Consider the following 13,721-nt stretch of genomic DNA (forward strand, 5'->3'; position numbering starts at 1 on the left):
TAAAACAAAAAATGTGTCTTTTTTACCACAGCATCTCGAATAGTACATGTATATATTACAAAAAGGTAATTTCATATTTGAAACTCTAAAAAGATTAGTTATAGCTAAAATAGCAAGTGCTGCGTATTTTACTTATGTCTTTGTCCTTAATGCGTTAGGAAAATGGTACTCTTTAGAAGAAATTTAACCGGACCTCGGAGATCCCATATGAATATAAAATCCCTTTTTTTAAGCTCTACAACAGCTTTTTTAGCTGTTTCTGGAGCTCATGCTGCTTCAACAGCGATTGCCGAACCTGAACCTGTAGAATATATTCGCGTTTGTGATGCCTATGGAAAAGGATACTTCTATATCCCTGGAACAGAAACCTGTATGCGTTTATCAGGAAATGTCCGCGCTGATTTTATAGGCGGTGATAATATCGATGCAACAACCGAAACTGAACTGAAAAACAAAAGAGATACCTATGGCGCAGCATCACGTCTCACCCTTGTTTTTCAAGCCGCCTCTGAAACAGAAATGGGAACACTTCGTTCATATGCAAGAATTTATTCAAACTGGGGGGATGGTAAAGATAATGCGAGTGCAAGGCTTGCAGCGGCTTACATTGAACTGGGTGGTTTTCGCGTAGGTCTTGACGATACAATTTTCAACAGCTGGACTGGTGATTATGGAAATGTTCTCAATGATGACAGCATAGCACCTGCTGGCACAACACGCACCAATTTTATTTCCTACACCTTTAGTGGTGACTCCGGCTTTTCTGCTATTATCGGCGCTGAATTAGGCAATAATGCAGATGATCTTCCTGGAACACAAGGATACTACATTGATAAAGATGGTAAACTTGTTTCTATCACGAATGATACTCTTCCGAGTAAATCAATTAAAAATTACACACCCAATGTGGTTTTAGGTATAAAGTTTATGCAAAAATGGGGTGGCTTTTCAGCAGTTACCGCATATGATACTTACTACAAAAAGTGGGCTGGAAAAATACGTGCAGATTTCAATGTTAACGATCGTTTCAATCTATGGGTAATGGCTGGTTATAAAAACGGCATTGATTACTACACAGTAAATGCAAATGATGAATTATCACGAAACAGCACAACGATTTATGCAAACTGGGGTGGTAAATGGGCAGCTTGGGCGGGTGCCACTTACAAGCTTACTCCAAAAGCAAATTTGAATGCTCAAGTTTCTTATAGCGCTGTAAAAACCTTTGCAACTTCCGTAAATATTACATACACGTTGGTTCCAGGGTTTGTGATTACACCTGAATTAACCTATGTTTCTTGGAATGATGATCGCGTTATAAAAGATGCAAATAATAACGAAAAACATCTCTTTAATGGGAAAAATGCTTTCCAAGGGATGATCCGTTTACAGCGTTCATTCTAATCCTATTAGGCTACAGCTTTTAAAAACTGGCAACTTATGTTGCCAGTTTTTACTTTTGAAATAAAATATCATGAACATCTTTTCCTGATACTTATTTTCTTATCTTCCTAACAAAAATGACTTAATTTCACAAAAATATCCTCAGAAAATGAACCTGATGTGCTTGATAAGAACACTGCACACGGTTGACACATCACTTCAAACAATCTCTTCCCTGTGCTCTTTAAAACATGAAAAATCCCTTTGCTTTATTACAAAATTGATTTTTCCTGATAATTTACACCTAACCTTTATTAATTTAGGTCATAAGCTCCTCAGATAAGTTCTGCACTCAATATTCAGTTTCACTGCACTAAACAGATAAAATACTGTCCCCCAGACAAAAAGCATCATTGTATTTTTGATATGCATGAATGTGTCTTATATAAACATCGTAAAACACAATGTTTTACAATATAGCCTTATTAAAGATCATAATCATCAAGAAACATGTCGTCAAAACTATGCCAATATTCTCTAAAGCAATAAAAGAGACAATAGATAGTTGCTCTCTTCCCCTTCTAAAGAACAAAGACTCCTACTCGTACAAATCTATAAACAACCCTGCTCTTCTTGAAGAGGATTTCATCTGCTAACCACTCATGCAATGTCCCTTCATCAAGATAGACAAACAAAACATATTATGAATATTCATCATATACGCGAATAAAAAACACCTCACATATAAAATTTTTTATATAAACCTTACATTAACTGCCCTAAACGATGGCATTTGGCTATGAACGAGAATAAGACACATAGAATATGCCTCATAAAGAAGAGCAATGTGAGACTAAATAACTGATTTCTTTACAACTTTAATCTCTTTTGGAGACCATCAAAAATATTTTTTCAAAAGCAAGAAATACATATTTTCAAAATTTTAAAAAGATTACACCTCTATTTTTTGCACTATACCCTTCTTCTTTGTACTCTTTTTTAAATGTCGCCGAACTTTCCTTGCACACAAAAAATACAAAACTCATAGTCCATACTTTTCGTCTTTAATATTATGAATAAAGAGCCAAGAAACAGCGCTACCTTTATCCAATATAAAACCAATAATCACTCTGAATATCTCACGCATTTCCAAGGTTACAGCTGTTCATGCATAGGAACGCTTCTCAAAAGCTTCTCCCCTTCTGTTTAAAATATTTTTGACTCACACACTAATTTCATTGCAAGACAAAAACAAACATTTTTTATCTCGTTGTACCGTAAAACATCGTCATTTAAGAGTAGGAGATATAAGGCGCAAACACCTCCTTGACACAAGAAGTATTTATGCGTCATGAATATTCAAGATAGAACTTACCCGTAAAAACCTTATATAATTGAATCATATGAGTGAAAAGCACTGTGGAGCCCTCTCGATACAAATCCGGATTATTGACAGACCAGCTCTGAGAAAAATTTTCATCCTTTAGGTGTAGGAAAAACATTCTTTATAAGAGGAAAAGACAGGTTTATGGAATTTGGAGGCTCATTTCAAAAAAAAATAAATTATCATTATCAATAAATATCTTGCCTCTCTCTCTTTTCTCTATAATTTCTAAGCACTCTGTTTATGTTCAATAACATATTGATTAATGAAAAACCTTAACATCATAAAATATTCTCATTTCCCCCCCTTATAATGAATCAATCAAGCTCATTCTCTTGCACTTCACAAGGAGGATTAGCGTGTAAATGAAAAAAGAAACACTTTTTATGAATCGTTTCAAGAACCAAGGCATTAGCAATATTAAGGGCTGAAAAATAGTATGATGCACTTAAGCATTTTTTACTAAATATAAAATGTGCAACAGACTATTCACCTCACAGAGAGTTTTACACTCTTTACAAACGTCATTCTAAAATATGTGTTGTGATACAACACTGAAAAAAATTTGAATAAACACATAACTATACAACACAAGGACATAGTGCTTGAGGCGTTCTATTGTAGTCCAAGAACATACCTCTATTATACTCACCATCTTGACTTTGCACATTTTTAAAGAGAGCGGAATATAAGACAAAAAAACAGAAAAACTTACTTCAGCAAACCGTAGAGTTTTCTGTAGAGTTATGTTTCTTTTTTCATGAAAGGCCTTATACTGTCCATAGGGTTTTTACACTATAAATGCCTCTTTTTACATGAAGCCAATCAATAAAAAGCAGCTTCTCTTAAGATCACATGTGATCATAACATATCTTTCAATTAAAATGAATTGAGTTCACGGAAAATATTTATCAACCAATGCATAAAGAATTGCTGCTGTTTCAACATCTAGAATCCCATCATAATTTTCTTGACGAAAATGAAGTTGAAATGCTCGGATCAAATCTTTGTATCCTGTTTGGGTACACGCAGCAGAAATATCATATCCATAACATTTTAGCTTCGCCAAAACATCTTCTTTGGATGGAAAGTTCTTAGAGAATTGCTCTTGATAATGACTTTTTAATTCGTCATTGTACCATGCTCCTATACCTGCCCTATAAAGTTCTTTCCATGGAAAAGCTGCTCCTGGATCACTTTTTCTTCCAATGGCAATATCACTATGTCCCACAACATCAGTTGGCATAATATCGGGATACCGTTGCAGAATATTTAATGCAAGTTCCTTAACAGCATCAATTTGTATTGGATTATAAGGAGGAAACATACCCGTCCCATCATGATAAGTCGCTAAATTAACGATTTCAATCCCGATAGATGCATCATTGAGATGACTATGCCCAGCCCATGAACTCACACCCGCATGCCATGCACGCTCATTTTCATCAACCAGATTAAAAATACGCATATCCTTAAAGCCTGCCTCACGATATGTCTGCTCTGAAGGATCAGGAACAAGATAGTGTGCACTAACCTTTTCTCCTGTAAGCGCCATAATCGAGGCTTTAAAATCAATAGCCGTATAATGCATAACGAGAAAATGAACGCGACGACTAAAACTCTTGACAGAACGATAACTATTGTAATCAATCCGATACATAAAAGCCCTTTCTTTTTTGCTTAAAAAGACCACTGCACATCACAACAGATAGGATACTAACTGTTAAAATCCGCTGAACTTCCTATCTAGATACTAAGAATTACGACTGAAATTTGTTCATCAAAAACATTGACACTCTTATCAACAATTAAGACACATTTTTATTTCTTCCACACACGCGTAAAATGTTTTTAACCACATTCACAAATACACCGCATTAAATATTTTTCCCAAAAAAAATTCCTACAAATGACCAATCAAAAAGAAAACAAAAGTGTAAAATGATCACTCCTCAAATCTTCACGTCTTACAGAAAAAAATAGTTCTTCCTGTTATCAAATTGAAAAATATCGCCCCTCGGAAGTGAACACCCAACGATCATGCAATCACACAAAAACTTAAAAGAAAAATTTTATGAGCTCTTTACAGCAATTTATTATCCGATAACTGAACAGAAAATATTCACACGCAACGCTTCATTGGCATATTTTTCAATAAAATTTGCAAAGATTTTCTTTAAAAGACACTGCTTCTTATCTTTTCACAGCATTGCTTTCTGATTGACAAAAGAAGCTCCATTATTGACAATACTTCAACCCCACAAGTCTCTGGGCTCCTTTTATATGCTGTTAATAAGAGACAATACATTGATTTATAATCATAATTAATCATTATAAATATTGAATGTAGCGAGCCTAATATCGTTAAGTTTTTCTTAATCTTGAATCAATCAAATTCATTTAATTACACATCAAAAGAAACATTAACCTATAGACAAAAACCACTGAAGAAAAGGATCAAAATACTTCTTATAATAGAACGTTCAATAATTTAAGAAATATTTTTACGTCCCCATAGAGGTTCATTTTTTCTTCTCCGTTTTCAAATATCTTTTTAAGATAGCCCAAGCTGCATATTCTTGTAAGACGACACCTAAAAGTGGTCGCGTATAGGGAAAAGTTATACGATCATCACCATAACCTTTCATTCGTATAGTTATGGTAGCATGTCCAAGGCTTTCTGCTTGATTTTCTAATGCCTCTAAAGAAGGCTCTAGGCTCACTTCAACCTCAAGCAGTGGAATATCTTGTTTACCTTTTTCTATGGGCTGAAAATACTTTAAAAGCCGCGGATCATTGCCCAACCAACGCACCTCTGCATGCATCGCTAATTGTTTAGAAGCAGTAGTAATTTCTGCACCAACCAAATATGGACGAAAATGATTTTCAAATTCTTCCACGAAATGTTGTTCCAAGGGTGCTTCTGATTGAGCAACCAGTTGCACCAAAACATAGGGACTTTTCCATAAAAAATGCCGTTCAAAGGGTTCATTTTCAAGATGATCATCAACCCACTGCGCAATGGTACTTTCATCAATTCCAATCAAAGTCCATGCATACCCCGCACGCGATACAGAAAAATATTTCTTCTCGTTGTGTTCTAAATAATTCTCTAAAAGCGCAAGAGCCTGTGATGGTGGACCAGGCAAAACAACAAGCGTACTTCCATCGCAAGAGAGATAAAAGCCTGGTGCTGTGCCTGTAGGATTATCAAGCACGGTTGCTGTCTCAGGAAACAATGCTTGACGTGCATTACTCTTATCCGCCGTAATCCCTAATCGTTGTAATTGACCCTTTATTGTTTGCCAAACATCTTCATGATGTAGTAAAGGCTGCTTTACAGCTTGAGCAACTCCATCACGTGTTTTATCATCTGATGTTGGTCCCAATCCCCCACTGATAATGATAAGATCTTCTTGTCCAAGACAAGAAACAACAGTCTCACTGATTTGCTGTAATTGATCAGCACAAACAAAATGACGTGTGACTTGAATATTTCTCTTGTTCAAGCTTTGGCTTAAATCTTGTAAGTTCGTATTCAAATATTGTCCTGAAAGGAGTTCATCACCAACGGTAATAATCGCCGCACGACAAACAAAGACAGGATTCATAAGAGAATTGCGAACAGCTTCAGCCATTTGACGGGTAGAGGCTACACCTCCAAGATCATAGGTAACGGTTTTTCCAGCACGAATAACCTGATCAACACTCTCAGACAGTTGTTTTGCTGCATCTTTAAAGCCTAAATGCTCTAAGAGTAAAGCCGTGGTATAAAGCATCGCAGAAGGATTGGCTTTATTTTGTCCAGCAATACGTGGTGTGCTACCACGAACAGGTTCAAAATAAGCAATCTCGCTCCCCACGTTCGCACTAGGTGCAAGCCCTAATCCTCCCATGACTCCAGAGCCAAGATCAGAGAGAATATCGCCAAACATATTTTCAGCAACAATCACACCAAACTGCTCTGGCTTGGTTACAATCCATAAAGCAACCGCATCAACATTATGAATATCTGCTTCAATTTCCGGATAGTTTTGCGCAATCTCCTCAAAAATTTCCTGAGCAAACTGACCACTTTCTCGCATAACATTGGGCTTATCAGCAAAAGTAACTCGCCTAAAGCTATATTTCCTTGCATACGAAAAAGCGTATTCAAATAACCGCTCTAAACCAAAGCGTGTCTGCAAACGAACTGTCCACGCAGCTTCCTCAAGCCCATATTTTGTCAAATTTGGATGTTTTAGCCATGCCGCTGTTTCAGGAGAAATACCCCGAAAATCCAATCCAGCATAAAGGCCTTCACTATTTTCTCTGATAACACAAAAATGAAAAGGTTTTCTCGGACCAAAGATGTATCTTACAGGACGTATATTTGCAAACAAACCTAACTTTTGGCGAAGTTGAAGTACGGGAGAAACATAGGCAAGTTTTTTCTCTCGTAAATGCGGCTCAAGTTCTTTTAAAGCAGCTTCTTTTCCTTTACTGGTCACAGCACCAAGTAAAATAGCATCACTCTGAGTAATTTTTTGCCAAGTCGCTTGAGGAATAGGATCTCCTTCCTGTTTCCAACATTCAAAACCAATATCACCATAAGTCAATTCAATCGGCAATTGGAATTGCTCTAAAATCATCAGCGCAGCATCACAAACCTCTGGTCCTATCCCATCACCAGGTAATACAAGAACTTTCTTTTTCATAATCCCTCCATCCACTCATCAATGACTGCATCCGTCATAGTAGGATTATCCTCCCACAAACGCGTACCAGCACCAGAGATAATCTTATATTCATGGTTCAGATTATGACTTTCTGTCTGATTATCTACCGTTGCAAGTTGCGACTTTTCTCCCACTAAAGCTAAAAACTTCCCCTTATACTTAACTATTTCATCTCTAGCATCTATTTTTAATAAGAGTTTAAAGCCTCTTATCATGCGTTCAATTGCCACGCTTTTTTGTTCATCAGGAATCTCCAATAAGGCTCTTTTTTTCATAATGCCAGAAGGATGCATAAAACCATTGAGTATTTCCAAAGCCCCCGATAAATCATTGTTTTCTAAGGAGGCAAGAATATCTCCAAGGCGCCGTTGCAAAACCTTATCTGGATAGCCAGGTGCATTCACAGCAAGCACCGCTTGAACATTGGGAAGCTGAGCTGCCAATATTTGTACCAATGTTCCAGCCATAGAAAATCCCACAAGCACTGCGGGCTCTTTAAAATAGCTTTTAAGTTTTTCTGCCATAAAAGATAAAATGTCTACAGTAGAATGATTGAGAACATGAGAACCCTTAGGAAAAAGAGAAAGCGTATCCAGCAGAGTGACAGGGAATCCTTTTAATAAGCATAGCTTTGTCAATGGAGAACAAAAGACACCATCATCCCAAACTGGCATTACAGGAGAAAGAATAATAATAGGAAGGCGCATTGACCAATTCCTCCCCTTATTTTAAACATGCATTCGAGCAGAAACTCTTCCCACCCACTATCATGAAAATACAGATATGTTGAAATTCTAAACTCATAAGCTTCCCCCCCGTAATCAGCGATTTGTTAAACGCACACTAAGCCTGTGACAAATTTAACCCCACGCAATCAAGCAACTTAATAAAAAAATTCATCTAATGTACAGGTGCCCCATTTATGTAAAACATCAAAAGCATTTCCGCATAATGCTTTCTTTTTATCATTTCACTCAGCTCATTTCTGAGATCATAAAATGACGTGCTTTTTGAATATAAATGATAAAACCAATCATACAACACACAGCTAACAAAGTTGCCATAGCCCGTGGGCTATGACCAGAGATTTTTCCGATAACCGCTGCACTGAGTGCCGCACTTCCTAATTGCAAAGAGCCCATAACACCAGAAGCCGCTCCCGCAGCTTTCGGATGCGATGAAATAGCCAACGCTGTTCCTAACGGCAATAAAAAACCATTGCCAAAAGTAAGAACAGCAATAGCCATAAAACTTGTCACAAGGGGCCATGGGCTTAGATACATTTGCAAAGCAAATAGCACACCACCTATCACAAAAATAATGTACCCTCTGCCCACAGTCTTTTCCATAGACTCGCGTTCAAAAAACCATCGTGCCAAAAGATTTCCCAAAATATAGGGAAACGAAACACCAATATAGCTATAACTAATGTGTATCGGTGATAACCCCAAAGTCGTGAGTAAAAAAGGCGACTCCACAATATAAGCAAAATAGGCAGCGTAAGAAAAACAGGGAATAAGTGCATAAAAAATAAATTGTTTATTTCTGAAAACGCCTAAATATGCCTTCATCAATCCTACAGGAGAAAAATGCTGCCGTTTTTGAGGAGGTAGCGTTTCGCTTAGCACAAAACAACATAGCAAAATGGTTAAAAATATAAAAAAGCTTAAAAAGATAAAAGTTGCCTGCCAATGAAAAGCTTGTATCAAAAGTCCACCAATGAAAGGTGCAAGTGCTGGTGACATTCCAATAAAAGGGAAAACAATCAAATAAAGTTTTCCTGCCGCTTTTTTATCCAACAAATCATTGATAATTGCACGACTTAAGACAAGTCCCGCACAAGCACCAAGACCTTGCAAAAAACGTAACACAAGAAAAGCGTGAATATGAACCGTATAAATCACACCAAGTGTCGTAAATAACCACAAGAATAAGCCCAATAGAAGTGTTTTTTTACGCCCAAAATTATCACTCAGCGGTCCATAAATGAGCTGTCCAAGTGCCAATGCCAACAAAAAAACCGCCACTGCACTTTGAATTTGAGATTGTGTCACTTGATAATATTGACGCATATCGCCCAGTGCCGGTAAAAAAATATCGGTAGAAATCAAACCTCCTGTTGATAAACATACGATAAGTATAATGAATGGTAATGTATATTTATGTTTCATCAGGAAAGTCACATTTCTTAAATTTAAAAATATTTAAATTTTACGTTTATAGAAAAATAATAATTTATATTTATAAATATAAAGCTATTTTAACTTTATCCACAGGGAATAAAATAATCAATTTTCTTTATTTTTTTACTTTATTCGAGAACAATTCAGCTCGTTGAGACATAAATCCAGTGTATGATCCGCACGCACACACTCAACACGTAAATAAACACTTAGTTCTTCACTTTATAATTAATTTTAAAGCATAGAAAATCGCAATTTTAAAACTATACGCAAAAGAAGCTAAAAGATCAAACCTCTCCTTCAGAGATATATTTCCCAATCCGAAATAGCGCATTTTGTTGTATTCATGTTGCCCTATCTTCATCAGCTTTTTTCATTGATATCATCAACAAAAACGCTCTCAAACTCTATCTCTCTCCATGACAACAACATCACTCTTCCGACAACATCTTTTATCAGAATTGGTTTACAACGCTCAAAGAAAAGAGAAGCCACAAACTCCCTCTCCTCAAAAATACCCACGCAAATATTATTGTAACAATACAGCATATAATAATGGCTCATGGAGAAGTCTTTATCAACACAAATAATTGAGCAAATAAACTTAATAGCCCACTAATATTATAAAGCAAATTGTGCTTCTATCTCGCTCTAAAATCTAAATTCATCTTGTCCATTTTGTTAGATTTTCATTCTACATAGCCAGCACAAAGTTTATTGCCTAAGCTATTGACAAACATGATATAATGAAAATTTGATAAATCATTCTGCATCTAATTTAGAAAGCAAGGGGCCTATTAATGAATATAACAGAACTAGCCATGTACCAATTACTTGTACCTATTAAAGTGGAAGGAAAGACATACACAGAAATCACCTTACGCCGCCCGAAATTTAAAGACTTAAAAGCAATACAGAGCAAAGAAGGCGACGAGCAATCAATCGAAATGATCGCATGTCTTTCAGGGTGGTCCTATAATGCCATCAGTAAACTTGGTGTTCATGATTTTTTAAACATTAAAGACATTTACGGGCCGTTAATAAAAAAAGTATTAAAAAAGCTTGATAAAATGAATACAATCATAAAAATCCCATCCCTAAAAATCCTATCCTTAGAAACTCAATTTTCTAAACATCTCAAAAACTTTATAAACAAAGTAAATGTACCCATAAAAAGCATAATGGATGAATGTATTTTAATCGACAGTAAACCCGGAAAATGCACAAGTAACCTTTACACACATACATTTGAAACAGAATCCATGACAACTGCAAATGCAAAAGTGAAAACCTGTAGCACCTATGAACCGATTACAGTTCATAATCCCTACGTCATAAAGGTGGAACACATGACCTTTACAAAATGCACTTTCTTAGTACAAGATGGTTCACCGAACCAAATTTATCTCTCAAATCAAAGTGCTCTTACATCGTATAAAAAAACTGCGGGCGAAACTAAAAAACAACCTTTGGAGAGAATCTCGAAACTTTTGGACATTGTCTCAAAACTTTTCAACTTTCCTCTCTGGTTTTGGGAGTTTTTACTCAAAGAACTTAGAAAATTTTTCTAGCATTGTTTTGATATAGAGCAATAAGAGAAGGAAAAACAGCTTAGAATACTAATGTTTCTTCCTTCTCTTTTATCTCTCATAGCTTTTTGAATTGAATACTTTTGATATTTATTTTGAATAAATGAAGCATTCTTTTAATTATAAGTACATATAAAAAACTAAAAGTTTAGAAGACGCGCTGTTTTTACAAAAAAATGAAATAATAAAATAAAGACTCCAGAATTTTACTTTTTACCTTCAAATACAATCAATGATGGAAAAGCGTTTACAAAGTTTTCCTCAGCAGTATCCGGGACATTACTTGAAAGAAAAGCATTAAGAGAGCTTACTTTTAAGCTAAGGGGGAAAGGTTAAACTTCACAACGACATTCAATCTTTTAAACATTGCAGTACAGAACGGGAAAAGAGAGCCATTCTTTTATTCCCCATAGACCGTTTATCCCCCCATCAACTAAAATTCTCGATAAACTGATATTATCAGTTCTAGACTGGAGTCATGTAAGAAGAATTTTAAGTAATGATCACCGTCTTGTTTTCAATGTTTTCTGTCCTTTTTGGCACATATCTATTCCCTTTTGGAACATAATTAGCCAAAAGGCATTGTATCTCCAGCATATTCAAGGAGATAAAACATGGAAACTCGCATTCCTGAAAACACACCATTCGATACGAATTTTCTAGGAGAAACATCTCTAGAAGAAAAGTATCCATTCTTTCACACACCCATTTCATGGTCCGCAATCTTTGCGGGACTGGTGACGGCTCTTGCCACCTCAATCTGCCTCTCTTTCCTGGTCGCCGCTTTAGGCTTAAGCCAAATGGATTTCACTTCTTCAACCCCATTTGAAGGCTCTTTCCTCTCCTTTGGCGTGGGTTCTGTTATCGTTACACTGATTAGCCTAGCCTTGGGAGGCTTTGTAGCTGGACGTTTTGCTGAAACCTCAGGGACTCTTCATGGCTTTCTCACTTGGGCTCTCATAACATTGTTGATGACCCTCCAAGCCATTCACGTGGTTTCTAGTACAGCAAAGATAGGGGCTAAAACGGCTCTAGAAAACAGCTCCATGGTCCAACAAACCGTTGACAGCCTAAAAAACAATATTTCCCCTATACTTGCAAAATTAAACAGTGAAAGTCTTGAAAAGTTTTTTGCAAAAAATAGTGACAATGATATCAATTTTGACCAACTTGGCAATGAGTTACACACTCTGTTCAATAAAAGCGATATTCCTGCTCTCAATGCTAATCGCTTAAAACAAACCTATCAGGCTGCACTCAATGATATTGGTTCTGCGATAACGGCTTTTAAAAATGATCCGTCTCACTATCGCACCACTTTAAAAAATCTTGGTGAACGCCTGTCTGATCGTGTAGAAGATCTCACGACAAAATTTGATCGAAGTGATATCATCAACGCGCTTATGAAGGATGGCATGACCCGTGCGGATGCACAAACAGCAGCCAACCGTGCCGTTCAACTCTATCAAAGCGCAGAGGAAAAAACTGAAAAAGCCATAAAAGCCCTTGAAGAACGGGCAGAAACACTCTCAGACAATCTTGAGGATACTATCAAGGGAGCAAAAAACACTGCAACTAAAGCCACAAAAACAGCCTCCAATATGGGATGGTGGGGCTTTTTAGGAAGCCTCATAGGTGCCGTAATTTCCAGCGTTTTTGGCTATTATGGGTACAGAAGTCGCAGAGACTTTTTCACGCTTTAAATACTTATGGCTCAGAAAGTATAAAACCAATAAAAAGCTGTACAATCTGTACAGCTTTTTTTGCACCTGCTTGAAAAGCTTTTTGCGTAAATGGCAACTTATAATATAAAAAAACAAAGTCTTTCGAAGTTCAAACTTGAAAGCAGAATACACAAATAATGAGAGAATATTGTACTCATTGCCCTTAAAAAATCAAAAATCCTCAAAGAGAACAATCTATCTTTTTAAGAAAACATAGAGAGCTCTTCATTATATGCAGTATATCCCTTCAAAGAAAAGAGCAAAAAAATCACGCATCTCTTTGTTGTTAAGAAAAAAAGCGAATACCCTCTTCAATGATATTGCTAAAAAACGCCTCAAAACAACAATGATATAATTTCAAAAAGAATAAGAAATATTTTCAAACAACATGACATTTGACAAAAAAAATAAATCCATGCTAAGTGTAGAAAATTGGTAGTTTTTTATATTTAAATTATCTGTATTTTATCAATTAAGGGGGGAATATATGAATATTTCACTTGATAAAGTAAAAAATGTTATTGAATTGGCTGCTAAAGAGATGAAATCAAGGGAAAGTATTAAATATACCAAGCACAGTGATATTCAAATTGATCAAAATAAGCTTGATATGAATGGTTCGCTGGAAGTTTAATAATGTATTGTTGATATAGATCTGCTTATCTCTTAGAGCAATAAGCTCTTTCCATAAAAGATTTTGCATAAGCTAACACACGACCTTTAAAGTAATTTTCACAAAA

Annotated in this window: 8 protein-coding genes; 4 read left to right on the forward strand and 4 right to left on the reverse strand. The window is 36.1% G+C overall.

Translation table 11 applies throughout. The features are described from left to right. Positions 1–207: 207 nt before the first annotated feature. Positions 208–1,404: a porin gene (locus tag ACFINC_RS05215; RefSeq protein ID WP_375616387.1), complete on the forward strand. Its 1,197-nt coding sequence runs from the start codon at positions 208–210 to the stop codon at positions 1,402–1,404. A gap of 2,258 nt (positions 1,405–3,662) precedes the next feature. Here ACFINC_RS05215 and ACFINC_RS05220 read toward each other — a convergent pair. The 4 genes from ACFINC_RS05220 to ACFINC_RS05235 form a co-directional block, all read right to left on the reverse strand. Then, the gene (locus ACFINC_RS05220; RefSeq protein WP_375616388.1) at positions 3,663–4,427 is read right to left on the reverse strand and encodes an N-acetylmuramoyl-L-alanine amidase; all 765 of its coding nucleotides are present in this window, start codon (positions 4,425–4,427) and stop codon (positions 3,663–3,665) included. A gap of 862 nt (positions 4,428–5,289) precedes the next feature. Next, positions 5,290–7,464, reverse strand: a complete 2,175-nt coding sequence (locus tag ACFINC_RS05225) for an isocitrate/isopropylmalate family dehydrogenase (RefSeq protein WP_375616389.1) — start codon at positions 7,462–7,464, stop codon at positions 5,290–5,292. Beyond that, positions 7,461–8,192 carry an alpha/beta fold hydrolase gene (locus ACFINC_RS05230; RefSeq protein WP_375616390.1) on the reverse strand — a complete coding sequence of 244 codons (732 nt, stop codon included), beginning with the start codon at positions 8,190–8,192 and terminating at the stop codon, positions 7,461–7,463. The genes ACFINC_RS05225 and ACFINC_RS05230 overlap by 4 nt, the downstream gene beginning before the upstream one ends. Positions 8,193–8,459: 267 nt before the next feature. Beyond that, positions 8,460–9,656 carry a multidrug effflux MFS transporter gene (locus ACFINC_RS05235; protein WP_375616391.1) on the reverse strand — a complete coding sequence of 399 codons (1,197 nt, stop codon included), beginning with the start codon at positions 9,654–9,656 and terminating at the stop codon, positions 8,460–8,462. Positions 9,657–10,468: 812 nt separating this feature from the next. Here ACFINC_RS05235 and ACFINC_RS05240 point away from each other — a divergent pair. From ACFINC_RS05240 to ACFINC_RS05250, 3 genes are all read left to right on the forward strand, one after another. Then, positions 10,469–11,239, forward strand: a complete 771-nt coding sequence (locus tag ACFINC_RS05240; protein WP_375616392.1) for a phage tail assembly protein — start codon at positions 10,469–10,471, stop codon at positions 11,237–11,239. A gap of 632 nt (positions 11,240–11,871) precedes the next feature. After that, positions 11,872–12,960: a DUF3792 domain-containing protein gene (locus tag ACFINC_RS05245; protein WP_375616393.1), complete on the forward strand. Its 1,089-nt coding sequence runs from the start codon at positions 11,872–11,874 to the stop codon at positions 12,958–12,960. 508 nt (positions 12,961–13,468) lie between these two features. Next, entirely contained in the window at positions 13,469–13,615 is a 147-nt protein-coding gene (locus ACFINC_RS05250; RefSeq protein WP_375616394.1) for a hypothetical protein, read from the forward strand. Positions 13,616–13,721 lie beyond the last annotated feature (106 nt).

It is taken from the genome of Bartonella sp. AP58NXGY (assembly GCF_042195785.1).
Taxonomy (GTDB): domain Bacteria; phylum Pseudomonadota; class Alphaproteobacteria; order Rhizobiales; family Rhizobiaceae; genus Bartonella.